The organism is Devosia sp. J2-20, from assembly GCF_055808475.1.
On the sequence record NZ_CM147870.1, the window covers coordinates 2,044,142 to 2,067,607 of the forward strand.

Sequence of the window (23,466 nt, forward strand, 5' to 3'; positions counted from 1 at the left end):
ATCACCAGAGCGACGTGCGTGAGTAGCGTTTTGAGATGGTGTTGGCGGTCATCACCAGGACGAAGGCGACAACGGCATTGAACAGGCCGGCGGCAGCAGCGAGATCGTACTGTCCGCCCTGAATGCCCTGGCGGTAGATGAAGGTGTTGACCACGTCGGCCGTCTCGTAGGTCGCCGGCTGGTAAAGCAGGATGATCATCTCGAAGGAGACTTCGAGCATGTTGCCGATGCGGATAATCAGCATGATGATGATAGTGGGCATGATCGAGGGGATGGTGATCTTCCAGATCATCTGCCAGCGGGACGCACCATCGACCACGGCGCTCTCGTAGAGGGTCGGCGAAACCCCGGCGATGGCGGCCAGATAGGCGATCGACTGGAAGCCGGCCTCCTGCCAGATGGTGGTGCCCACAAAGATCGGCCGGAACCATTCGGGCTTGGTCAGGAAGTAGACCGAGCTGACGCCGAACCAACCCAGCACGGTGTTGACGATGCCCGCTGATGGCGCGAAGGCCGTTATGACGATGCCGGCAATGATCACCGAGGAGATGAAGTGCGGCAGGTAAACCACCGTCTGCAGGGTCTTCTTGAAGGTCTGGTGCAGAACTTCGTTGAACATCACGGCCAGAATGATCGGTACGGGAAAGCCAAACAGCAGGCTGTAAAAGCTGATGATAACGGTGTTCTTGAGTGCCCGGATGAACTGGTCATTGCTGAACAGGGTCTCGAAGTGCTCGAACCAGACCCAGGGACTGGCCGCGACACCGCGGAAGACGCTGTAATCCTTGAACGCGATCTGCAGGCCGTACATCGGCTTATAGAGAAAGATGATCAGCCACAGGATGGTGGGGATCAGCATGGCATAGAGCTGCCATTCCCGCCGGATATGATCGCCAATGCGCTGCACCCTGCCCGGACGGCGACGGCGCTGCGCTTCGCGCGCCTCAACCACCAGAGTTTCGGTTTTGGTGCCTTGAACCTGTGGGTCGATACTCATGGCGCATGGTCCTGATCAGCCAGCGCCAGACCAGTGGCAGCATCGAACACGCGGATCAGATGGGGCTCAATGGTGAAGCCGGGGACAGTCTCGTTGATCTCACGCTGCCCCATGGTCTCGGCGCGGATGACGAAGGGCTCGCCGGCAAAAGAGGCGTGGATCAACGCCTCGGAACCAAGCGTTTCGACAAGCTCAACCGCAATGCGCAGGATGCCGGGTGCATTGTCATCGACAATGGTCACATATTCGGGACGGATGCCCAGCACGACTTCGCGCCCGACGCTGTCCGCCAGGTCTGGGAGCGGCGCCAAGGTGATTTTCTGGCCGCCCACTTCGGCGACAGGCTTGTCGCCCGCCTCCACGATCGTGGCCTTGATCAGATTCATCGGCGGCGAACCCAGGAAGGCTGCAACAAACACGTTGGCGGGGTTGCGGAACAGTTCCATGGGCGAGCCAACCTGCTCGATATTGCCCTCGTTCATGATGACGATGCGGTCGGCCAGGGTCATGGCTTCGACCTGATCATGGGTGACATAAATGCTGGTGGCGCCCAGACGCTTGTGCAGCCGCTTGATCTCGGCGCGCATCTGGGTGCGCAGCTTGGCGTCCAGGTTCGACAGCGGTTCGTCGAACAGAAAAACCTTGGGGCGCCGCACGATGGCCCGCCCCATGGCGACACGCTGGCGCTGTCCACCGGACAAATCTGCGGGCCGGCGCTCAAGGTATTCCGTCAGACCAAGAATGGTGCTGACTTCCTTGATTGCCGCGTCGACCGCTTCCTTCTTCTCGCGCCGGATACGCAGACCAAATGCGATGTTTTCAGCCACGTTAAGGTGGGGGTAGAGCGCGTAGTTCTGGAACACCATCGCGACGTCGCGATCCTTTGGTGCAACGCTGTTCACGTGCCGCTCATCGATGGTCAGATCGCCATCTGAAATCTCCTCGAGACCAGCGATCATGCGCAGCGTGGTGGACTTGCCGCAGCCGGATGGCCCGACCAGCACAACGAACTCGCGCGGCGCGACTTCAAGGTCGATGCCATGCACCACCTCGAGGCTGCCATAACGCTTGACGATACCGGTAAGTGAAACTCCAGACACGTTCTATCCTCCTCAGGGACGCGGCTCAGTTCAGGCGCGTCGAACGGCGCGCATTCGCGCGTTGTTGGTATTGAGTGCTTCGATGTATTCGAGCAGTTCGGGGCGAGCGGCGAGTTCGTCGATCTCTCGTTCGAGACTGCCCAGATGCTCGGCTATGGCGGCCTCGGCCGTATCGGGTGCGCCCGAGCGGATGGCCGCAACGATGGCGCGATGCTGCTCGATCACCAGCGGGCCACGCCGGATATTGTAGATGCGCTTGAGGTGACGGATGCGATTGACATCGCCCTGGGTCAGCTTGACGGTTTCCCAGACGCCGGGGATGCCGGCCATGGTGAAAAAGGTCTCGTGCAGCTTCTGGTCGAGGTCGAAGAAGCGCTCGTAGTCATCGCTGGCAACAGCCGTGGCCTGCTGAGTCATGATGGCTTCAAGCTGCACCAGGTTGGTCACGTCGTGATTGCGCATTGCGGCGCGACGAACAGCGCCAATTTCCAGCTGCAGACGGACAAATGACGCCTCAATATAGCGGTTGATACGGATTGGCGTGACGTAGGTGCCGCTCTTGGGCACAATCTCAACCAGCCCCGAATATTCCAGCCGGATCAGCGCCTCACGAACAGGCGTCTTGCTGGCCTTGAGCGCATAGCCAAGCTCATTTTCGGAGATCATGCAGCCGGGCCGGAGACGGACCGAAACGATCAGGTCCCACAGGGTGGCATAGATCTGACCGACCAACCCCTGATCAGGATCGAGCTGCACGTCAGCAAGCAGGCGCTCAAGCGTTTCAAAAGGCACCTCCTTGATCTGATCAGCCAACATGCTCGTCACCTGTCTTCCATATTTGTAAGCCCACTAGTATCTAAGCACCCCCGGTGTTGCAATACCAAATTTTTACAAATATGTCGTTGAACGGCAATTCACTTCCCCGCCCTACGGTGACCAGCCGCAGTTTTGGGGATGAATTTGGCAGCACCAACCCGTAGAATACGAGGCACAAATGCCAGTTACAGGGAGTTTTGAACGATGATCGTGGACACACTTGCGGAGGCCACTTGGGTGGTTTCGGGCCCGGGCGCAGAGCGGCGAGATCCTGGCGCAGAACGAGGAACTGATGCTCGTCGAGTTTCGTTTTGCCAAGGACGGCAAGGGATTAGCGCATAATCACCCGCATGTGCAGACGACTTACGTTGCCAGTGGAAAGTTTGAGTTCACCGTTGCCGGCGAGACGCGGATTCTCAATCCAGGCGATGGCCTGCTGATCCCCTCCAACGCAGTGCATTCCTGCGTCGCGCTTGAAGCAGGCAATCTGATCGACGCCTTCACGCCTCGACGCGACGACTTCCTGTAGATTTGTAAAATTTGGACATCTTTGGCAGCGATGCTGCCGAAGATGCCTCAGCGTTGGCTATTGGCCCCGGCCCAGTCCTTGGCCACTGGTACGCCGCCATCAAAGATACGACGCCGGGCGCTCTCGATGTGATCGCGCATTGCTGAATAGGCGGCTGGCGCATTGCGATCGGTGATCGCCTTGAATATCCGGACGTGTTCCGTCTGCACCTTGGCAAGACGCTGCTCGGGGCTGGCGAGCGATAGCTGGCGGTTCAGCGTCATGGCCAGAACGATCTGCGCCTTCATCGAGGTGCGGGCGTTCTCGAAATAGTGGTTTCCCGACGCAGAGCAGACCGCCATGTGGAACTCTTCGTCGGCGGCGCCACCAACCTGCCCCGTCCTGACACACTCATCGAGCGCAGCCAGGGCTGCACGGATGCGTTCGAGATCTTTCTGGTCGTGCCGTTCAGCCGCCAGTGCTGCGGCCTCAGCCTCGATGGCAGCGCGGAATTCGAACGTGCGCTGAATGTCGGCGATGGAGCCGACAGGCGCGAAGTTGAGCACTACGCCATCGGGCCGTCTTTTGACGAAGGAACCAGACCCCTGGCGCGAAACCACCAGTTCGTCGGCCTTGAGCTGGCGCAGGGCCTGGCGCAGAATCGGCCGGGAAATGCCATATCGGCTGCACAGCTCCATTTCCGTGGGCAATTTCTCGCCCGCCGGAAAGTCCCCGGTGATGATCGAGGTCAGTATCTTCTCATACACCTGATCGGCGAGTTTGGGCTCACCTGTTCGCGCTGCTGGTTCGCTCGGCTGGCTAGTCTGTTCCATCATCGCCCATTGGCTGTTCTCCAGGCGGAGAATTCAGTTTTTGTCGCTGGGTTGGTCGGCGGGTACAGGCCGATAACCGAGGCACCACCCTGTACCATTTCCAACACATAGTCTTCAAACACTGTCATTTCGACCGCTTCATCAGCCACTTCATCGGCCAGATGGGCAGGCAGGCACACGACACCCTCATTGTCACCGACCAGAACGTCTCCAGGGAACACTGAAACCCCGCCACATGCGATCGGGTCATTGATGGCAACCGCGTGGTGCTTGGTCAGGTTCGTCGGCGCGCTTGGACGGCTATGATAGCTGGGCATGGAAAGCGCAGCAATTTCGGGGCTGTCGCGAAATCCGCCATCGGTCACGACGCCCGCGCAGCCCAGCTTCATCAGTCGCGTCACCAGGATGCAACCTGCCGAAGCAGCGCTGGCGTCCTGACGAGAGTCGATGACGAACACGGCCCCCTCAGGGCACTCTTCGACGCCCTTGCGCTGCGCGTGTGCGGGATCGGCGAATGATTCTATGCCATCGAGATCTTCACGGGCCGGAATGTAGCGAAGCGTATAGGCCTCGCCGACCATGTTGGGACCAGCGTTCAGGCGCTGGACGTCCTGAATGAAGATATTCTTGAAGCCGCGCTTGAACATCGCCGTCGTCAGGGTCGCCGTGCTGACCTTCATCAGCTTGGCACGTGTCTCGGGGGAAAGGCTCATGGATTTTCTCCGCAGTTTATCTGGAGTGGCCCGCGCATCTGTTCGCGCTGGCCCGCTCAATTGAGGTTGGCTGGCGTTGCCTACTTGAGCAGCGCCGGCAGTGTGAGCGACACGGCGGGCACATAAGTGACCAGCAGCAACGCCGCCAGAATGGCGAGATAGAACGGCCAGATGGTTCGAACGCAGTCCTCGATCTTGACCTTGCCGACGGCGCAGCCAACGAACAGACAGGTTCCGACCGGCGGCGTGCACAGGCCCAGCCCCAAATTGATCAGCAGCATGATGCCGAACTGGGTGGGGTCCATGCCAATACCCTTGGCGATGGGCAGAAAGATCGGGGTGCAGATCAGGATCAGCGCGGCCATGTCCATGATCATGCCCAGGATGAGCAGGATCACATTGATCATCAGCAGGATGATAATCGGGTTGTCCGAAATGGTGGTGAGCGCGTTACTGAGCAAAGCGGGCACCTGATAGAGCGCCAGCAGATAGGCAAACGAACTGGCAAAGGCGATCAGGATCATCACCATCGCGGTCGTCTTGATCGAAGAAACCACCGCCGTGATGAAGCCGCGCATGCTCAGCGTGCGATAGACCACCCCCGTCAGCACCAGGGCATAAATGGCGCCGAATGCCCCGGATTCGGTGACGGTGAAGATGCCCGAAAGCGTGCCACCAACGATGATGACAGCGGTGAACAGGCCCGGCAGCGCGGCAACCGCCGTCAACCCCAGCACCCGCCAGCCGGGGAATGGCTCGGAGGGGTAGTTGTTCTTGACGGCAATGGCGTAGGCGGCAATTGCCAGACAGACGCACATCAGGATGCCTGGCACCACGCCAGCCAGAAACAGCTGCGAGATCGAGATCCCGCCGCCGGCCGCGATGGCATAGATGATCATATTGTGGCTGGGCGGAATGACGATGCCCGCAATCGAGGAGGTCACCGTCACATTGACCGCATAGTCTGGCGAATAGCCCTTCTCCTTCATCACGGGAATCAAGATCGAGCCCAGTGCGGAGATATCGGCTACCGCAGAGCCGGAAATGCCGCCGAACAGCATGCTGGAGAAAATGTTGACATTGGCCAGCCCGCCGCGCACCCGCCCGACCAGCGCCGAGGCGAAATCCACCAGCCGCTTGGCCAGCCCGCCATGCAGCATCAATTCACCGGCAAACACGAAGAACGGGATCGCCAGCAGCGAGAAGACCGAGATGCCCGAAACGGCGCGCTGGAAGGTGATCAGCAGCGGGAAGCCCTCGAACAGGAAGGTAGTTGCCGCTGCGATACCCATCGCAAATGCCACCGGTATGCCGACCCCGACAGCCAGGGCGAATACGCCCAGGAGAATTACCAAGCCCATTTCAATTGTGTCCCTTCGCCATAGCAGGCGCAAAGTGGTCATAGACCCTCAGACCGGCGCGCATTCCGGCGAAAAGAAAGATCAGCCCGCCACAGATTGCCGAGGGCAAGGTGCGGTAGCTTTCGGGGATGTTGAGCATGGGAAGCTTGGTCGACCAGCCAAACTGGACCAGTTCGATACTGGCCAGCAGCATCACCAGTCCGAAGCCCGCCAGCACCACATCGCCCAACAGAACCAGGATGGCCTCGACGCGATCGCCAAACGCTTCGCGGATAAAAGTCACACCCAGATGGCTGTCTTCGAACACGCCAGCCGCCGCCCCCAGAAAGGTGATGTAGCAGATCAGCAGCAGGGCCAGTTGCTCCACCCAGGTCGGGGTGACGTTGAGAACGTAGCGGCCAAAAACCAGCCAGCCGAACGTCGAGATCAGAACAATCAGAGCCAGCGACGCCAGCGCGATACAAACATTGCTCAGCGCGGTCATCGTCCAATCGATGCCAGCGCGAACCGAACCAGAATTGGCCACAGCCATCCCCCTTTGCCGCCTGTGAATGCGACCCGCTTGCGCGGGTCGCTCAGTCTTGTCAGTCGGCGTTGCGGATCATGTTGACCAGGTCGGTCAGGTCCGGATTGTCAGCCAGGAATTTGTCGTAGACGCTGGCCATCGCTGCCTGGAAGGGGGCCTTGTCGGCGATAGTGTTGATTTCCGTGCCACCGGCACGCACCACTTCCATGCTGGCCGCTTCGCGGGCCTGCCACAATTCGCGCTGGTATTCCGCACTGGCGCGACCGGCCGTGTGCACGATTTCCTGCTGTTCTGGAGTCAACGCATCCCAGCTCTTCTTGCTCATGCACAGGCACTCAGGAATGATCAGGTGCTCGGACATCGAGTAGTATTTGGCCACTTCAAAGTGGTTGGTGGACTCATAGGATGGCGGATTGTTTTCTGCGCCATCAACCACGCCGGTCTGCAGCGACTGGTAGACTTCGCCGAACGCCATTGGCGTGGCATTGCCACCCATGGATTCGACCATGCCTACAAACAGGTCGTTACTCATGACGCGGATCTTCATGCCCTTAACGTCGTCAGGCGTGTTGATCGGATGCTGCGAGTTGTAGAATGAGCGGGCGCCCGCATCATACCAGCCCAGCGCCACAATGCCCTTGTCCTGCAGACCCTTGTCGATCGCGTCGCCGACCTCGCCATCCATCAGGCGATACATCTGGTCGATATTCTTGAAGATGAAAGGCAGCGAAACCACGTTGGTTTCGGGAACAGCCGGCCCCATTGGCCCGAGGCTGAAGACGCCGAAATCCATGATACCCAGACGAGTCTGCTCAATGGCGTCCGGCTGATCGCCGAGCACGCCAGCGTGGAACACCTTGCCGGTGATTTCGCCACCGGTTTTTTCGGCGACATCGGCAATGAACAGAATCCATGGCAATCGATACGGGATAATCAGGCACGTGGATGTTCCAGCCGCGCCACTCAGCGGCCTGTGCACCAAGGGCAAGAAGGCCCGAAAGTGCGACCACGGCGCTGCCGAACATCAGTTTGCTTGTTAGCTTCATATTTCTTCTCCCTACCCCTCGACCGATGGGGGCATCCGCACACCTCATAACTTGTAAAAATTTGTATCGCAAGTGTGTTTGAATTTCTCGTATGTTGTAAAATGCGCAGGATCGGCACGCAGCGCCGGGCTCCCAGCGAGCGATGGCGTTTGAGGCAGCACGACCTCGCGCAGCAGATATCTCCCCCATAAGAGCAGACGCGCAGCTCGCGTGACGCAGCCGATAGTCGCTGTTTCTCTTCCAGTCAGGAATCCAAATTTCCGTCTTGACAGAGGCGCACGGCATCGTGCTAATACGCATTATCAGCTAATACGCATTAGCACCTTAAGGAGGACGGAACGTGGCTGCGAACAAGCGCCTTACACAACGCGACATCGCCCGTTTGGCTGGCGTAAGCCAGGCAACCGTGTCCCTGGTGCTCAATGGCGCGGCGAGTGCCGAAGGCCGTATTCCGCAAGAAACCCGCGACCGTGTCCACAAGGCGATCCGCGAAACCGGCTATGTTGCAGACCCCGTCGCTCGCAAGATGGCCAAGGGCCTCAACCGTATCCTTGGTGTGTTCACTTACGAGCCAGCTTTTCCAAGTGCTCAGGCCGACTTCTTCACGCCCTTCCTGCTTGGCATCGAAGAAGCTGCACAGGATCTCGGCTATGATCTGCTGCTGCTGACCGGCGCCGCCAGTGGCACCGAACGAAAGATCTTCGGCAGCAATACCCGGCTGCGGCTTGCCGATGGCTGTCTGATACTGGGCCGGGAATTCGACCATAGAGAACTTGAGCGTCTGGTGGCCGGCGATTACCCCTTTGTCGCTGTTGGCCGACGCGATGATGCTGGTGGTCCGGTTCCCTATGTGGGTGGCGATTATGCGTCCGGCACTGCCGCGCTGGTTGATCGTGCCCGCGAGCTCGGGCACACGCGCATTGCCTATGTTGGCCCCTCTGGTGGCGCAGAGTCGATCATTGACCGTTGGGCCGGTTTCTCTGGCGCCATTGCCGGGTTGCATCTGGTTGCACACATTGAAGCGGTTGGTCAGGACGGGGCGAAGAACCTGGACTTTCTGATCGCGAGCGGCGCCACAGCCGTGTTCTTCACCGAACTTGCCGACGCCATCCAGGTTGATGCCGTCGCGCGTGAGCGTGGCATTGATGTTCCCGGCACGCTCTCCATCGTGGTGCTGGGCAATCATATCCGCGCCGCACAGACTGGACGCCGTTTCACATCTTACTCAATCCCCCGCGAGGAGATGGCGCGCGCTGCCACGCAAATGCTGGTGCGCCGGGTCGAGGACGATGCCCCAATCGAGCAGATCCTGTTGCCCTGCGAGCCCGTCGAGGGGGAAACCCTCGGCCCTGCCCTTCCGACCAAAAACTAAGACGAGACCATGACCCCAAAAGAACTCAGTGCAGATATCCTTGTTGTCGGTGGCGGCCTTGGCGGCGTCGCCGCGGCGCTCGGCGCTTTGCGCAATGGCCGCAGCGTCATTCTGACCGAAGAATTCGACTGGCTTGGTGGCCAGCTCACCAGTCAGGCCGTTCCGCCCGATGAGCATAGCTGGGTGGAGCAGTTTGGCGTCACGCGCACCTATCGTCAGCTGCGCGATGGCATTCGTCAGTTCTATCGTGACAATTATCCGCTGACGGCAGCGAGCCGCGCCTGGGGCGACCTCAATCCCGGTGCCGGCTTTGTCAGCAGGCTGTGTGCTGAGCCCCGCGTCGGGGTGGCCGTCATCAATGCCATGCTGATGCCCTATATCGGCGGCGGTCGTCTTACCCTGCTGCAACCCTATCGTCCTGTTGCGGCCGAAGTTGCAGGGGACACTGTGCGTTCGGTGACGCTGCGCCATCGTGACACCGGGGCGGAGATGACGGCTACGGCACCCTATGTCATCGACGCCACGGAGCTTGGCGATCTGCTGCCAATGACCGGCACGGAATATGTCACAGGCTTTGAAAGCCGCAGCGAGACCGGCGAGCCGAGTGCGCCCGAAACCGCGCAGCCCGACAATGTGCAGGCGGTCTCGGTATGCTTTGCCATCGATCATGTTGATGGCGATCACACCATCGAAAAGCCAGCCAATTACGACTTCTGGCGCCAATACCAGCCTAGCTTCTGGGGCGGCCCACTGCTCGGCTTCAAGGGCCCCAATCCACGTACGCTCGAAATTACCGAACGCTCGTTCACACCCAATCCGGATGACGATCCGCTGCTGGTTGACGCCGATCAGCGCCGCAACCCTGGCGATGGCAATCTGTGGACCTTCCGCCGGATCGCGGCCAGCCGCAACTTCGTGCCGGGCGCCTATGTGTCGGATGTCTGCCTCGTGAACTGGCCGATGATCGACTACATGGAAGGCAGCATCATCGACGTTAGTGAAGAGGAAAAGGCCCGACATCTGGCTGGCGCCGCGGCGCTTTCCTACTCCGTGCTGTACTGGTTGCAGACCGAAGCACCGCGCGTCGATGGCGGAACGGGTTTTCCTGGCCTCCGGCTTCGCGGCGATGTCACCGGGACCGATCACGGCCTGGCCATGGCCCCCTATATCCGCGAGAGCCGACGTATCCGCGCGGTCACCACCATCGTCGAGCAGGATGTCTCGATGGCCATTCATGGCAATGCCTTGTCGCGACAGTACCGCGACAGTGTAGGCATCGGCATGTACCGCATTGACCTGCATCCCTCGACCGGTGGCGACAACTATGTCGACGTCGAATCCGCGCCCTTCGAAATTCCGCTTGGGGCGCTGTTGCCGCAACGCGTGAAGAACCTGCTGCCGGCCAGCAAGAACATCGGCACCACCCACATCACCAATGGCTGCTACCGGCTGCATCCAGTGGAGTGGAACATTGGCGAGGTCGCCGGCCTGCTGGCAGCACACTGTCTCAATAACGGGCTCACACCGCATCAGGTGCAGGAAAACGACGCCCAGCTCGAGACATTCCAAACCCGGCTCCATGGCGAGGGGATCGAGATCCACTGGCCTGACGTGCGCGGTTACTAACAACAACAGGAGGAAAAGTTGTCCAAGTTCACTATTCTGAAATCCACGGTTGCACTGGCTGGCCTGACAATACCGCTCGCATGGAACGGCGTTGTATGGGCGCAGGATGCAGTCGATCTGCGCATGACCATCTGGAGCTCTAACGAAGCGCATCTGGCAATGTTCAACGACATTGCTGCCGGCTTCAAGGAAACCCATCCGGGCGTCAACGTGGCGTTCGAGTCGCTGCCTTTTGCCAGCTACACCACGACACTGACCACCCAGATTGCTGGCGGCAATCCGCCTGATCTTGCATGGATCCTTGAGTCAGATGCGCCCGACTTCCTGAAGTCCGGAACGCTGGCACCATTGACTGCCACGCTGTCAGCAACCGAGGGGTACGATCTGGCTGACGTGACCGAAACCGCTACGGCCCTTTGGGCCAGCGAGGGCGAATTGTTCGCCTATCCGTTCTCCACCTCGCCGCTGGGCATTTTTGTCAATAACGACGTCATTCAGGCAGCGGGTGCCAAGACGCCTGCCGAGCTCATCGCGGCTGGTGAATGGACCTGGGATAATGCCTTCGCCACGGCGTCGGCCGTCGGCAATAGCGGCAAGGCCGGTCTGGTGCTGCGCGACTTCAATTATCAGACCTGGCGCAATCTGGCGGCGGTCTGGGATGGCTGGGGCGCATCGCCCTGGTCGGAAGATGGCAAGACCTGCACCTTCACCGAAGCGCCAATGGTTGACGCGATGACCGCCATTCACAATGCGATCTTCGTGCAAAACGCCATTCCCGGCCCAGGCGAAGACATCGATTTCTTTGCTGGCGAAACCGGCATGACGACCACCCAGATCAGCCGCGCATCGCTGCTGCCCAAGGAAAACCCGTTTGACTGGGATCTGGTGCCGTTGCCAGCTGGTCCTGCTGGCACCTACGCCGTATTTGGTCAGGCGGGCGTAGGCGCCTTCGCCAACCGTCCCAACACAGACGTGGCGGTTGAGTTCATTGCCTACATGACCAACCCCGAAAACAGCCAGAAGCTCGCGCAGTTCTTCCCACCTGCCCGTGCCAGCCTGCTCAACGCAGATACTCTGGCCACCACCAACCCCCTGCTGAGCGCCGAACAGATCGAAACTGTCGTCGTGCAAGGGATTTCGACCGGCAATGTGCTGCCCAGCCACACCAATTATGCGCAGATCCAGCAGCTCATCCGCGCTGAACTGGATTCCCTGTGGCAGGCAGATGCAGACGTCGCGACCGTGATGCAGTCGGTTTGCGACAGCATCAGCCCACTGCTCGCCCGTTAAACAGGTTGGGGAGGCCTCGGCCTCCCCATACCGCACGGCCATCGAGCAGCGCTTTCAAAGTCCCCGCGCCCATCGTCGCGAACAAGATCCAAAGTGCGGAGCAATCCATGACCCTTGCCAACAATGATCCTCCACAACGACGCAGTTTCTGGACCATTGAGCGCCGCGATGCGGCAGCCGGGTACATTTTCATCGCACCACAGCTGATCGGTATCTGCATTTTCGTGCTGATCCCGCTGGGCCTGGTGTTCTGGTATTCACTGCACGAGTGGAACGTGCTGGCGAGCACCTTCAGATTCGTTGGTGCCGAGAATTATCAAACCCTGCTTAACGACAAATCCCTGCCCCAAGTGTTGCTGGCCTCGGCCATCTTTTCGGTCGGCCTTGTCATTCTGAACATGACGCTGGCGCTCCTGCTGGCCGTGCTGCTGGATCAGAAGCTCAAGGGCATGGTGATCTTCCGCACCCTGTTCTTCTCGCCTGTGGTGGTGTCGCTGGTCGCCTGGACCATCGTGTGGAGTTTTCTGCTGCAGAACAATGGCGGCATTAACGGGCTTCTTGCGATGATTGGCGTTGAGGGGCCCAACTGGCTGCGCAACCCGACCACTGCCATGATTTCGGTGATCGTTGTGCAGGTCTTCAAGAATGTGGGGCTGAACATGATCCTGTTCCTCGCCGCACTGCAGGGTGTGCCAAAGGAACTCTATGAAGCCGCGCGCGTCGACGGCGCCAGCGTGTTCAAGCAGTTCAGGCGCATAACGCTGCCAATGATCTCTCCAACCATCATGCTGACCTCGATCATCACCATCGTTGGATCGCTGCAGGTATTCGCCCAGATTGCCGTTCTGACGCAGGGCGGGCCGGGCATGAGCACAACGGTTCTGGTCTACTACCTCTACCAGCAGGCCTTCCAGTTTCACTTCTTCGGCTATGGCTCGACGCTGTCGATCCTGCTGTTTGCCATCGTTGCCATCCTGACCTTCGTCCAGTGGCAGCTTCGCAAGAGGATCGTATTCTATGAAAACTGATCTCTCCCCCCGGGTCCAGGTTGGCCTATACGGCTTGATGTGCGTGCTGCTCATCCCCTTCGTCTTTCCGACCTGGTGGATGGTCACCTCCTCGGTCAAACCGATCAGCGACGTGTTTGCCTTCCCACCCGATTTGTGGCCTCGGCAGTTCGATTTCAGCACTTACCGGCAAGTGTTCGAGCTGCAACCTTTCACCCAGCAATACTGGAACTCGGCATACATCGCTGCCATCGTTACGGTAGGAACAATGGTGATCTCTTCGATGGCCGGCTATGCCTTCGCCCGGATCCGCTTCCCGTTTTCGAACGCCATCTTCATGGTCGTTCTGCTCGGTTTGCTGATCCCTTCGGAGGTCACCATCGTGCCGCTGTTTCAGATTTTTCTGAAATGGGGAATGATCAATACACACTGGCCGCTGATCCTGGTCCCGATCTTTGGGGCTCCTTCAGTCTTCGCCACGTTCGTGATGCGCCAGTTCTTCATCGCCCTGCCGGGTGAGCTTGAAGAGGCTGCGCGGGTGGATGGATTGGGTCGGTTCAAGATTTTCTGGCTCATCGCCCTTCCGCTGGCAAAGCCCGCTCTGGGTGCCGTGGCGATCTTCACCTTCCTGCATAGCTGGAACCTTTATCTCGAACCCATCGTGTTTCTGTCCTCAAGCAGCATGTTCACCCTGCCCCAAGCGCTGACCCAGTTCACTGACGCCTATGGCGGGGCCATGTGGAACATCCAGCTCGCCGCTGCGACAATGACCGCCATCCCGGTTCTGCTGGTGTTCATCGTCGCCCAGAAGCAATTCGTCGAGGGCCTGGCCCACACTGGCCTCAAAGGCTGACAAGGATAATCAAATGGCTCCGGTAACCCTTAATTCCATCAAGAAGTCCTACGGCGAAGTCGCCGTGCTGCATGGTATCGACGTCGATATCGCCGATGGCGAGTTTGTCGTGCTGGTTGGCCCCTCGGGGTGCGGTAAATCCACCTTGCTGCGCATGATCGCCGGGCTTGAGACGATCAGCAGCGGCGACGTCTCAATCGGCGACCGCGTGGTCAACAACCTTGATCCCAAGGACCGCGACATTGCCATGGTGTTCCAGAATTATGCGCTCTACCCGCATATGACGGTTGAGACCAATATGGGCTTCTCGCTTGAGCATCGCGGTGGCACCAAGCAGGAGATCGCGGAACGGGTAAAATGGGCCGCCGACATTCTGGGTCTGACGCCCTATCTGGCGCGCTACCCACGCCAGCTGTCGGGCGGGCAACGTCAGCGTGTGGCGATGGGCCGTGCTATCGTCCGCAACCCGCAGGTGTTCCTGTTTGACGAACCCCTGTCTAATCTGGACGCCAAGCTGCGTGTGGTGATGCGCGGCGAGATCAAGAGCCTGCACCAGCGCCTCGGGATCACCACTGTCTACGTTACCCATGATCAGGTCGAAGCCATGACCATGGCCGACAAGATCGTGGTGATGAATGCCGGCAAGGTGGAGCAGATCGGTGCTCCGCTCGACCTCTACGATCATCCAGTCAATCAGTTTGTTGCCGGGTTCATTGGCTCGCCGTCAATGAATTTCATCGATGGCACTGTGACCTCCGGCGGTCTGGTCGTCCCCGGCATAACCTTGCCGTTGCCCGCTGGGGTAGATGGGAAGGAGGTTGTCTACGGCATCCGTCCAGAGCATTTCGAACTGACACCAGATGGCGTGACGGCCACTGTGTTGCTGGTGGAGCCGATGGGATCTGAAACCCAGGTTACGATGATGCTTGGCGAGCAACAGGTGATCGGTGTCTTCAGAGAACGCGTTCAGGCTCAACCGGGAACGACGATCACGGTCAAACCCGACATCCAGAACGTTCATCTTTTCGATGCGGCAACCGGCGCGCGGATAAACTGATCTGGTCAGCGCCATCGCTGTCCGGCCTCAAAACCGTAACAACGAAATCCTTGCTATGACCTCACAGTCATGGCGCGTGCGGAGTTCTGTGTGTCTGGTTGAGCGACTGCCAGTGACGTCGATGAGAGCGCCATAATCCGCCGTCGCCATGTAACTGGAAATCCATTGTCGGAGCGGTTTTGATGCGACCGAAAATTGCCTTTGCCGCCGCCGCGGACAAGACCAAGTTTGTGTTCGATGCTGAGGCATTGTCACGTCTGGAAGCGTGTTGTGATATCGTACGGGAAGAACCGCTCTCAGAGTTTTCCAGCACTTCGTCTCAAGCGGTATTGGCACAGATCGACGTCTTGATCACAGGCTGGGGCTGCCCCAAGATTGCGCCCGAAATGATCAAGGCAGCGCCTCGTCTGCGCTTGATTGCCCACTCCGCTGGGTCGGTAAAGCTCATCATAGATCAAGCTGTCTATGCTGCCGGGATCACCGTAACCAATGCGGCCGACGCGAATGCGGTACCGGTGGCCGAGTTCACATTGGCCATGATCATTCTTGCCAACAAGCGAATGTTTGAAATGCGCGACCGCTATCGGGCGGACCGCAATCGCGCCAACAGCACGGCGATGATGGATGAACCGATCGGCAACTATCATCGCACCGTCGGACTAGTTGGTGCTTCTCGCATCGGTCGAAAGGTTGCGGGCTTTCTGACCGCACTGGACGTTAAGGTGCTCATAAACGATCCGTTTGTGCAGGCGGACGATCCTGTCCTTGCTGGCGCCGAACTGGTCGATCTGGACACACTCTTGGCGCGTGCCGACGTGGTTTCATTGCATGCTCCCCTGCTGCCCGAAACACGTGGAATGATAGGCGCCGACCAGTTGCGACTTATGCGAGACGGGACGACCTTCATCAACACCGCGCGCGGCGCACTAGTGGATGAAGCGGCGCTCATCGCGGAGCTCCAGACCGGCCGAATTCATGCCGTGATCGACGTAACCTACCCCGAAGTGCCCGTCCCCAGTTCGCCACTTTATGATTTGCCAAACGTCTTCCTGACACCACACGTCGCCGGCGCCATTGGGCGCGAGAGGTTACGGCTGGGGGAGCTCGTGGTGGACGAAATTGAGCGTTTCATCGGCGGCCGACCACTAGAATTTGAGGTCGAACCAGCGCTCCTGGAGCGGCTGGCCTAGACAACGATCATATTCACATTCGCGGGCGGAAATGAAATTGTCATCTGCCTGCGGCCAGCTGGCGGCTGGCCCGGTTCAGGTTCACCGGGACAATAGGTAAGCAATACCTTCCCCCGGCCGTGGCAATGGCGGGGTAAAGCGCGGACTGGCTGCCATGCACAATCCAGTCCATAGAGGCGCACGGGCACAGTATCATCAGCGCCAAGCAGTCGCGTTTGGGCGATGCCAGGTCAGTTCAGATCACTGCGCCAATCCGAGGTCACGACGGCGTGAACGCCTGACCTTGTCTGGGGTTGGCTGCTAGAAACGAATCCACCACCGCCCTTTGGGGACACCACGGCGACTTTGAGGAGACGGATAATGCGTCACAAGTATTCAAAAACGCTGGCCTATGCGGCCATAACCATGGCGCTATCGGGCGCAGCGGCTTCCCCGATATTGGCTGAAACTTTTCGCTGGGCCAGCAATACCGACCCGCAAACGATGGACCCGCACGCCGTCAATGCAGCGCCGGTGACCTCGTTTCTGAACAATATCTATGAAGGCCTGGTGCGACGCGGCAAAGATATGGCGATCGAGCCATCACTGGCGACAAGCTGGGAAGCTCTGCCTGAGGGCGCTGGCTGGCGCTTCATACTCCGTGATGGTGTAACCTTCCAGGACGGCGCGGCTTTTACCGCGGACGACGTGCTGTTTTCCTATGAACGCGCCGCCTCCGAAGAGTCAGACGTGCGCTCCTGGTTCTCGCCGGTCTCTGAAGTGCGCGTCGTAGATGATCATACGATTGAGTTTCTGACATCGGCGCCAAACCCGCTGTTTCCCAATTCAATTGCCAATTTCATGATTCTTGATCGCGACTGGGCACAGGCCAATGCGGCCGAGCGCCCTGCCCGCGACGCTGAAAATTACGCCACGCGCAATACCAATGGCACCGGCCCCTTCGTGTTGAGCGCCCGCGACCCCGGCATTGAAACGCGTCTGGTGCCCAATCCCGACTGGTGGGGTGACGTCGAGCACAATATCACCGAAGCGATCTTTACGCCGATCGGCAATCCGGCGACCGGGCTGGCAGCGCTGCTGTCGGGTGAGATCGACATGATCTCTCCCATCCCGCTGCAAGACACCGAACAGGTGGAATCCCGTGACGGTTTCAAGATCTTTGAAGGTCTGGAAACCCGCGTCATCGTGCTCGGCTTTGGCCATAACAAGGATACGCTGAGCTATTCCAACGATGTCGAGGGCGCGAACCCGTTCCTTGATGCCCGCGTCCGTCAAGCCGCCTATCAGGCCATTGATGTCGACACCATCAATCGCGTCATCATGCGCGGCAAGGCCGAAGCAGTCAGCCAGTTGCTGCCAGCAGGCCTGAGTGGCTACTCCAACACCAATGCGGATCGCCTCGCATTTGACGATGCTGCAGCCAAATCCCTGCTGACCGAGGCAGGCTATGCTGATGGATTCTCGTTTGGCCTGATGTGCCCCAATGACCGCTACATCAATGACGAGGCCGTCTGCCGCGCCGTGGCCTCCATGTTTGCCCGCGTCGGGCTGGATGCCAGCGTCACCGCCATGCCCGTCCGCAATTACTGGGACGAACTGCGCGCCGGCAATTACGACATGTACCTGCTCGGCTGGTCGCCCGGCACGTTCGACGCCGAACACCCGATCCGCTTCCTCGCTGCGACGCCTGATGATGAAAAAGCTCGGCTCGTGGAATTTTGGTGGCTATTCCAATCCGCGCGTCGATGAACTGCTGCCGCTGATCCAGCAGGAAATCGATCCGACCGCCCGTCAGACCATGCTCGATGAAGTGGCGCAGATCCTGCAACAGGACATCGCCTATATCCCGCTCTACACCGAGCCTCTGATCTGGGCGGCCAAGCAGAATATCGATCTGGTCCAGCGTCCGGACAATTTCTTCATGTTGCGCTGGGTGACAGTCAACTAAGACAAACCATCGAAGCTGCGCCGGGGCCCAACCGCCCCGGCGTAAAATGGGTATCCCTCGATGATCGGTTTCTTGCTGCAACGCGCGTTCCAGGCCGCCATTGTGATGGTCGTTGTGGCGTTTCTGGCGTTCTTTCTGTTTCGCTTTGCGGGCGACCCCGTCGCGCAGATGGTGGGCGCTGAAACCTCGCTGGTTGATCAGGCGCGAATCCGGCAGGAACTGGGGCTGAATGACCCCTTCCCCATGCAATTCATGCGCTTTGTCGGTGACATCGCCACCGGCAATTTCGGCTTCTCGTTCCGCACAAGGCAACCGATCGGCGAGATGCTGATCAGCCGACTGCCTGCCACGATCGAACTGGGCACAGTCGCGCTGCTGGTATCGCTGCTGGTGGGCATTCCTGCCGGAATCTATGCGGCGGTTCGTCCCGATAGCGCGGGTAGCCAAGCGTTGCTGATCACTACATTGATCGGTGTCTCCATTCCGACCTTCGTTATCGGCATCGTGCTGATCTTCCTGTTTGGCGTCTATCTGGGCTGGCTGCCGACGTTTGGCCGGGGCGAAACCGTTGAGATCGGCTGGTGGCGCTCCAACTTGTTCACGCTGGATGGCTGGCGCTCACTGGTGCTGCCGGCGATCACGCTGGGGCTGTATCAACTGACATTGACCATGCGTCTGGTGCGCTCGGAGATGATGGAGGTGATGCGCACCGACTTCATCCGCTTTGCCACGGCGCGCGGCATTCCCTATCGCAGCCTGCTGTTTCGCCACGCTCTGGGTAACACCATGATCCCGGTGGTCACCATTGTCGGTCTGCAGTTTGGCGGCGTCATCGCGTTTTCCATTGTCACCGAGAGCGTCTTTCAGTGGCCCGGCATGGGGCTGCTGTTCCTTGAATCCATCCGTTATGTCGATATCCCGGTCATGGCGGTGTATCTGGTCGTGGTGGCGCTGGTGTTCGTGTTGATCAATCTTGCTGTCGACGTGCTCTATTTCGCGATTGATCCACGCATCCGGGTCAGGGCGGCCCTATGATCGGCCAGTTCATTCGCGACCACGAAGCGCTCTATCTGTTCTTGCGCAATCCCATGGCGATCATCGCGGCAGTGCTCACAGTTCTGATTGTGGCCGGTGCAGCATTGGCGCCATGGCTGGTGACGACCGATCCCTATAATCTGGCCAGCTTCAGCCTGATCGACGGGCTGCTGCCGCCAACGTGGCAGGATGGCGGTACCGCCCGCTTCGTGCTGGGCACTGACGATCAGGGACGCGACATGGTCTCGGCCATTCTTTATGGAGCCCGGCTGTCACTGTTCATCGGTTTTACCGCAATGGCACTGGCGGCCATTATTGGGGTGTCAGTGGGCCTCGCAGCAGGCTATTTCGGCGGCCGCTTTGACGCCGTGGTCATGCGCATTGCCGATATCCAGCTCGCCCTGCCCGCCATTCTGACAGCGCTGCTGGTTGACGGCGTCTCGCGCGGATTGTTGCCGCGCGAACAGCACGACGATTTGCGGGTATTCGTCATCGTTCTGGCCATTGCCCTGTCGCTATGGGTGAACTTTGCCCGCACCGCCCGCGCCTCGACCTTTGTCGAGCGCAACAAGGACTATGTGAGTGCCGCCGTCATCATGGGCCAGCATCCGCTGCGGGTGATGTTCGTGCAGATATTGCCCAATATTGTGGGGCCCTTGCTGGTGATCATGACGGTTGATCTGGCTGCGGCCATCCTGCTTGAGGCGACGCTTTCCTTCCTGGGCATTGGCCTGCCCACCGATTCCCCCTCGCTGGGCACACTGATCCGCATCGGCATGCAGTTCATGTTGTCGGGCGAATGGTGGATCCTGTGGACGCCGACCATTTTCCTCGTCGCGTTGGTCATCTCAATCAACGTGCTGGGCGACTTCCTACGCGATGTCTTCAATCCGAGGCTCCGCTAATGCTTGACGTCAAAGGGCTCAGCGTCGTCTTTCCGGATCGCTTTGGCACCAGGACCGCCATCGAGGCAATTGATCTGCGTATTGCCGCGGGCGAAATCCATGGGCTGGTCGGGGAATCCGGCGCCGGGAAATCCACCATCGGCGCGGCCATTATCGGCCTGCTCCCCGAGCCGGGCTACGTTTCCGCCGGCTCTATTGAATTTGATGGCCAGGAACTGACGGCGCTCTCGCCGCGCGAGCGCCACAGCATGCGTGGCAAGCGCATTTCGATGATCTTTCAGGACCCTCAAACCAGCCTGAACCCGCTGATGACCATCGAACAGCAATTGGTCGAGACCATCCTGGCCCATGAGGATATCGGTCTGGATGCCGCCCGGGCACGCGCCATCGACCTGCTGGCGGAAACCGGCATCGCCGACCCGGCCACACGCATCAAGGCTTATCCGCACCAGTTCTCTGGTGGCATGCGGCAGCGTGTCGTGATCGCGCTGGCCCTGTGCAGCAATCCGAACCTGATCATCGCCGACGAACCCACCACGGCACTCGATGTCGCGGTGCAGTCTCTGGTGCTTGACCTGATCCGGGATCTAGCCACCAAGCGAAAGATCGGCGTGCTGCTGATCACCCATGATATCGGCGTCATTTCGCAGGTGTGCGACCGCGTCAGCGTGTTGCGCAATGGCCGGCTGATTGAATCTGGCGACACACGGCAGGTGCTTGCCCAGCCGGAGGCAGATTATACCCGCCAGTTGATGGCCTCTATTCCGCGGCTCGGCAAGAAACTGCACCGCTTTGTCACCATCGAACCCGAGATCATCGCGGATGCGAAGCCGACCCGCCCCAAGGGCCGCATTGCCGCCGGTGCCAGCGCCGAGTTTGCCGCAGACTGGCTATCGCAACGCCCGGGAACAGGCGATGCGCAGGTCGGCGATGCCTTGAATATTGATGATCTCAGCGTGACCTTTGGTGGCGAAGGCGCGCTGTTCCGCCGGCGAACCAAGAGCGTGCATGCGCTCAAGGAGGTGAGCCTTACGGTTCGCCGCGGCGAGGTATTGGGGCTGATCGGCGAAAGCGGCAGTGGCAAGTCTACATTAGCCAAGAGCGTCGTTGGCCTCGTCACTCCGACCGCAGGTAACATGACCTTGTTGGGCGAGGCCCTGCCTGACGGGCGCCACCGCCGCCGCGATCACCCGTCGCGCCGGTCCATGCAAATGATCTTTCAAGACCCCTATTCGTCGCTGAACAATCGGCGGCAGGTGGCGGACATCCTGACCGAGCCGTTGCAGCTCTATCGCATCGCCACTGACAGGCCGCAGCAGTTGCAGCTGGTCGCCTCCATTCTCGAACTGGTGGGCCTGCCTCAGGACGTGATGTGGCGCTATCCGCACCAGTTCTCTGGGGGGCAACGCCAGCGCATTGCCATCGCCCGTGCCTTGCTGGCGCGTCCTGAATTCCTGATCTGCGATGAGCCGACATCCGCGCTGGACGTTTCAATCCAGGCGCAGATCCTCAACCTGCTCAAGGATTTGCAGGAACGCTTTGCGCTGACCATCCTGTTCATCAGCCACAACATGGCGGTGGTCCGGCAGATGGCGGACAGCGTCGCGGTGCTCAAGGCCGGCGAATTGGTTGAGTTCGGCCCGGCCGAGCCGTTCTTTGAAGACCCACAACACGAGTATTCCCGCGAACTGCTCCGGCTCACGCCATCGCCCGACCAGTTGGACTCGTGACTCGGACAGACAAGCCAAATCAAGAGCCCAGTTGCCGACCAAGACAGACATAAGCGCCATCAGACCAGCGCCGTGATAGCCAGACTGACGCGACGCCGCTTGTCCGCAAAAACGGGCCCAAGGCCCCACCACCGACCGCAGAGCCACGGCAACCAGGATAACCCAAGGTAGATCGCAATGAGCAGTGAGAAGTTTACGTTCAAGGGTCACGCTGGCGATGATCTTGCTGCAAGGCTTGATCGGCCAGACGGCCCCGTGCGGGCGGCGGCGATACTGGCGCACTGTTTCACCTGCTCAAAGGACATCGCCGCAGTCAGACGTATTGCGGGTCGGTTGGCGGCGCTTGGAATCGCGGTGCTGCGTTTCGACTTCACCGGGCTGGGACATTCGGGGGGCGAATTTGCCAATACCCATTTCAGCTCAAACGTGGCTGACCTGCTGGCTGCAGCAGAGTTCATGAAAACGCGTGATCTGGAAGTGCAATTGCTTGTGGGACATTCCCTCGGCGGCGCTGCAGTCCTCAAAGCTGCGGCAGAACTGGCGAGCGTTGGTGCGGTTGTCAGCATCGGCGCGCCCGCCGATCCGGCGCATGTGATTCACAATTTTGACGGGAAGCTCGACGAAATACGCCGGAACGGCAGCGCGGTGGTGGAGCTGGCTGGGCGGCCTTTTGAGATACGGAAGGGCTTTCTGGACGACGTTTCGCAAACGTCGCTGGATCAGGCGCTGCCACGACTGAATGCTGCGCTACTGGTGTTGCACGCGCCGCAGGACGCGGTGGTCGGCATCGACAATGCGAGCCATATTTTCGGCGCTGCCAGACATCCAAAGAGCTTCATCTCGCTTGATGGCGCCGACCACTTTCTATCCCGCGAAGCGGATGCCGAGTATGTGGCCGAGATCATCGCCTCATGGTCGCAACGCTATCTCGAGCTCGCGCCAGACCCCATATTGCCAAATGCGACAGAAGGCACGGTTCGGGTGTCCGAGGCAGAAGCCTCCGGTTTTCGGCAGGACATCGTAATTTCGGGCCGACACCAGCTCGTGGCTGATGAGCCTGTATCGGTGGGAGGCACCGATCTTGGTCCCAGCCCCTATCAATTGCTGGCGGCCGGACTTGGCGCCTGCACAACCATGACCATCCGCCTTTACGCCAAACGCAAGGGCATTCCTCTCGTACATGTCTCGTGCGACGTCACCCATGATCATTGCCACCGGAATGACAGCGCCAATTGCGAGAAGGATCGGTCAAAGGTGGACGTGTTCCGCCGTATAATCCGGCTGGAGGGCGATCTGACAGCCGAACAGCGTAGTGCTATTCTGGCGATCGCCGACAAATGCCCCGTGCATCGGACACTGCACGCTCAGGCAACCATTCGCACAGAACTCGTCTAGGCTTTTGAATATCCAACACCCGCCATGTTGAGCACGATCTTGCCGATATAGCCCTTTTCGCCAAAGGCCTGCTGGGCCGCAGCGATGTCGCGTAGCGGGACCGGTGGCCAGCCCGCCATGCTCCCGGCGATATGTGTCAGACCACGTTTGGCCGTGCT

The 23,466-nt window shown here is 59.5% G+C and carries 23 protein-coding genes; 14 read left to right on the top strand and 9 right to left on the bottom strand.

The window, feature by feature from the left end; translation table 11 throughout:
* Position 1 precedes the first annotated feature (1 nt).
* The 3 genes from AC0L37_RS09950 to AC0L37_RS09960 are packed head-to-tail and all read right to left on the bottom strand — an operon-like array spanning position 2 to position 2,913.
* On the bottom strand, positions 2-997 hold the full coding sequence (locus AC0L37_RS09950) for an ABC transporter permease (RefSeq protein ID WP_282221256.1): 996 nt from the start codon (positions 995-997) through the stop codon (positions 2-4).
* Positions 994-2,097 carry an ABC transporter ATP-binding protein gene (locus AC0L37_RS09955; RefSeq protein WP_282221255.1) on the bottom strand — a complete coding sequence of 368 codons (1,104 nt, stop codon included), beginning with the start codon at positions 2,095-2,097 and terminating at the stop codon, positions 994-996. Before AC0L37_RS09955 ends, AC0L37_RS09950 begins: the two co-directional genes overlap by 4 nt.
* A 30-nt stretch (positions 2,098-2,127) precedes the next feature.
* Positions 2,128-2,913: a GntR family transcriptional regulator gene (locus tag AC0L37_RS09960; protein WP_282221254.1), complete on the bottom strand. Its 786-nt coding sequence runs from the start codon at positions 2,911-2,913 to the stop codon at positions 2,128-2,130.
* 292 nt (positions 2,914-3,205) lie between these two features.
* On the opposite strand from AC0L37_RS09960, the gene AC0L37_RS09965 reads away from it, so the two are divergent.
* Positions 3,206-3,442, top strand: a complete 237-nt coding sequence (locus AC0L37_RS09965; RefSeq protein ID WP_473312815.1) for a cupin domain-containing protein — start codon at positions 3,206-3,208, stop codon at positions 3,440-3,442.
* A 47-nt stretch (positions 3,443-3,489) separates the two neighbouring features.
* Here the strand turns inward: AC0L37_RS09965 and AC0L37_RS09970 are convergent, their stop codons facing one another.
* The 5 genes from AC0L37_RS09970 to AC0L37_RS09990 form a co-directional block, all read right to left on the bottom strand.
* The gene (locus AC0L37_RS09970) at positions 3,490-4,254 is read right to left on the bottom strand and encodes a FadR/GntR family transcriptional regulator (RefSeq protein ID WP_212659157.1); all 765 of its coding nucleotides are present in this window, start codon (positions 4,252-4,254) and stop codon (positions 3,490-3,492) included.
* Positions 4,254-4,967, bottom strand: a complete 714-nt coding sequence (locus tag AC0L37_RS09975; protein ID WP_212658229.1) for a ribonuclease activity regulator RraA — start codon at positions 4,965-4,967, stop codon at positions 4,254-4,256. Before AC0L37_RS09975 ends, AC0L37_RS09970 begins: the two co-directional genes overlap by 1 nt.
* A gap of 80 nt (positions 4,968-5,047) precedes the next feature.
* Complete coding sequence (locus AC0L37_RS09980; RefSeq protein WP_212658230.1) at positions 5,048-6,328, bottom strand: TRAP transporter large permease; 1,281 nt, start codon at positions 6,326-6,328, stop codon at positions 5,048-5,050.
* Between the two features lies 1 nt (position 6,329).
* Positions 6,330-6,854, bottom strand: coding sequence for a TRAP transporter small permease (locus AC0L37_RS09985; RefSeq protein WP_282221253.1), 525 nt, complete (start codon positions 6,852-6,854; stop codon positions 6,330-6,332).
* A 58-nt stretch (positions 6,855-6,912) separates the two neighbouring features.
* Positions 6,913-7,773, bottom strand: a complete 861-nt coding sequence (locus AC0L37_RS09990) for a TRAP transporter substrate-binding protein (RefSeq protein WP_282221252.1) — start codon at positions 7,771-7,773, stop codon at positions 6,913-6,915.
* Positions 7,774-8,240: 467 nt separating this feature from the next.
* Between AC0L37_RS09990 and AC0L37_RS09995 the strand changes: the two genes are divergently transcribed.
* The 13 genes from AC0L37_RS09995 to AC0L37_RS10055 all read left to right on the top strand — a co-directional run bounded on the left by AC0L37_RS09995 (position 8,241) and on the right by AC0L37_RS10055 (position 23,308).
* Entirely contained in the window at positions 8,241-9,272 is a 1,032-nt protein-coding gene (locus AC0L37_RS09995) for a LacI family DNA-binding transcriptional regulator (RefSeq protein WP_282221251.1), read from the top strand.
* Between the two features lie 9 nt (positions 9,273-9,281).
* Entirely contained in the window at positions 9,282-10,898 is a 1,617-nt protein-coding gene (locus tag AC0L37_RS10000; protein WP_282221250.1) for an FAD-dependent oxidoreductase, read from the top strand.
* 18 nt (positions 10,899-10,916) lie between these two features.
* Entirely contained in the window at positions 10,917-12,188 is a 1,272-nt protein-coding gene (locus tag AC0L37_RS10005; protein WP_473312816.1) for an extracellular solute-binding protein, read from the top strand.
* A gap of 107 nt (positions 12,189-12,295) precedes the next feature.
* Positions 12,296-13,216, top strand: a complete 921-nt coding sequence (locus tag AC0L37_RS10010; RefSeq protein ID WP_212658234.1) for a carbohydrate ABC transporter permease — start codon at positions 12,296-12,298, stop codon at positions 13,214-13,216.
* Positions 13,206-14,048, top strand: coding sequence for a carbohydrate ABC transporter permease (locus AC0L37_RS10015; RefSeq protein WP_282221249.1), 843 nt, complete (start codon positions 13,206-13,208; stop codon positions 14,046-14,048). Before AC0L37_RS10010 ends, AC0L37_RS10015 begins: the two co-directional genes overlap by 11 nt.
* Positions 14,049-14,061: 13 nt before the next feature.
* Positions 14,062-15,105 carry an ABC transporter ATP-binding protein gene (locus AC0L37_RS10020; protein WP_282221248.1) on the top strand — a complete coding sequence of 348 codons (1,044 nt, stop codon included), beginning with the start codon at positions 14,062-14,064 and terminating at the stop codon, positions 15,103-15,105.
* 179 nt (positions 15,106-15,284) lie between these two features.
* Positions 15,285-16,295: a hydroxyacid dehydrogenase gene (locus tag AC0L37_RS10025; protein ID WP_282221247.1), complete on the top strand. Its 1,011-nt coding sequence runs from the start codon at positions 15,285-15,287 to the stop codon at positions 16,293-16,295.
* 360 nt (positions 16,296-16,655) lie between these two features.
* On the top strand, positions 16,656-18,044 hold the full coding sequence (locus AC0L37_RS10030) for an ABC transporter substrate-binding protein (RefSeq protein ID WP_473312817.1): 1,389 nt from the start codon (positions 16,656-16,658) through the stop codon (positions 18,042-18,044).
* Complete coding sequence (locus tag AC0L37_RS10035) at positions 17,986-18,243, top strand: hypothetical protein (RefSeq protein ID WP_473312818.1); 258 nt, start codon at positions 17,986-17,988, stop codon at positions 18,241-18,243. Before AC0L37_RS10030 ends, AC0L37_RS10035 begins: the two co-directional genes overlap by 59 nt.
* 60 nt (positions 18,244-18,303) lie before the next feature.
* The gene (locus tag AC0L37_RS10040) at positions 18,304-19,278 is read left to right on the top strand and encodes an ABC transporter permease (protein ID WP_282221244.1); all 975 of its coding nucleotides are present in this window, start codon (positions 18,304-18,306) and stop codon (positions 19,276-19,278) included.
* Entirely contained in the window at positions 19,275-20,183 is a 909-nt protein-coding gene (locus AC0L37_RS10045) for an ABC transporter permease (protein WP_282221243.1), read from the top strand. The genes AC0L37_RS10040 and AC0L37_RS10045 overlap by 4 nt, the downstream gene beginning before the upstream one ends.
* Complete coding sequence (locus AC0L37_RS10050) at positions 20,183-21,913, top strand: dipeptide ABC transporter ATP-binding protein (protein WP_282221242.1); 1,731 nt, start codon at positions 20,183-20,185, stop codon at positions 21,911-21,913. The genes AC0L37_RS10045 and AC0L37_RS10050 overlap by 1 nt, the downstream gene beginning before the upstream one ends.
* A 177-nt stretch (positions 21,914-22,090) precedes the next feature.
* The gene (locus AC0L37_RS10055; RefSeq protein WP_282221241.1) at positions 22,091-23,308 is read left to right on the top strand and encodes a bifunctional alpha/beta hydrolase/OsmC family protein; all 1,218 of its coding nucleotides are present in this window, start codon (positions 22,091-22,093) and stop codon (positions 23,306-23,308) included.
* Here AC0L37_RS10055 and AC0L37_RS10060 read toward each other — a convergent pair.
* Entirely contained in the window at positions 23,305-23,427 is a 123-nt protein-coding gene (locus AC0L37_RS10060; protein WP_282221240.1) for a hypothetical protein, read from the bottom strand. The two genes, AC0L37_RS10055 and AC0L37_RS10060, sit on opposite strands and share 4 nt — an antisense overlap.
* Positions 23,428-23,466: the final 39 nt, after the last annotated feature.

Coding starts and splice junctions, on each gene's coding strand:
- AC0L37_RS09950 (WP_282221256.1), bottom strand. CDS start 997: ATGAGTATCGACCCACAGGTTCAAGGCACCAAAACCGAAACTCTGGTG.
- AC0L37_RS09960 (WP_282221254.1), bottom strand. CDS start 2,913: ATGTTGGCTGATCAGATCAAGGAGGTGCCTTTTGAAACGCTTGAGCGC.
- AC0L37_RS09965 (WP_473312815.1), top strand. CDS start 3,206: ATGCTCGTCGAGTTTCGTTTTGCCAAGGACGGCAAGGGATTAGCGCAT.
- AC0L37_RS09970 (WP_212659157.1), bottom strand. CDS start 4,254: ATGGAACAGACTAGCCAGCCGAGCGAACCAGCAGCGCGAACAGGTGAG.
- AC0L37_RS09975 (WP_212658229.1), bottom strand. CDS start 4,967: ATGAGCCTTTCCCCCGAGACACGTGCCAAGCTGATGAAGGTCAGCACG.
- AC0L37_RS09980 (WP_212658230.1), bottom strand. CDS start 6,328: ATGGGCTTGGTAATTCTCCTGGGCGTATTCGCCCTGGCTGTCGGGGTC.
- AC0L37_RS10000 (WP_282221250.1), top strand. CDS start 9,282: ATGACCCCAAAAGAACTCAGTGCAGATATCCTTGTTGTCGGTGGCGGC.
- AC0L37_RS10010 (WP_212658234.1), top strand. CDS start 12,296: ATGACCCTTGCCAACAATGATCCTCCACAACGACGCAGTTTCTGGACC.
- AC0L37_RS10015 (WP_282221249.1), top strand. CDS start 13,206: ATGAAAACTGATCTCTCCCCCCGGGTCCAGGTTGGCCTATACGGCTTG.
- AC0L37_RS10020 (WP_282221248.1), top strand. CDS start 14,062: ATGGCTCCGGTAACCCTTAATTCCATCAAGAAGTCCTACGGCGAAGTC.
- AC0L37_RS10030 (WP_473312817.1), top strand. CDS start 16,656: ATGCGTCACAAGTATTCAAAAACGCTGGCCTATGCGGCCATAACCATG.
- AC0L37_RS10035 (WP_473312818.1), top strand. CDS start 17,986: ATGATGAAAAAGCTCGGCTCGTGGAATTTTGGTGGCTATTCCAATCCG.
- AC0L37_RS10040 (WP_282221244.1), top strand. CDS start 18,304: ATGATCGGTTTCTTGCTGCAACGCGCGTTCCAGGCCGCCATTGTGATG.
- AC0L37_RS10045 (WP_282221243.1), top strand. CDS start 19,275: ATGATCGGCCAGTTCATTCGCGACCACGAAGCGCTCTATCTGTTCTTG.
- AC0L37_RS10050 (WP_282221242.1), top strand. CDS start 20,183: ATGCTTGACGTCAAAGGGCTCAGCGTCGTCTTTCCGGATCGCTTTGGC.
- AC0L37_RS10055 (WP_282221241.1), top strand. CDS start 22,091: ATGAGCAGTGAGAAGTTTACGTTCAAGGGTCACGCTGGCGATGATCTT.
- AC0L37_RS10060 (WP_282221240.1), bottom strand. CDS start 23,427: ATGGCGGGCTGGCCACCGGTCCCGCTACGCGACATCGCTGCGGCCCAG.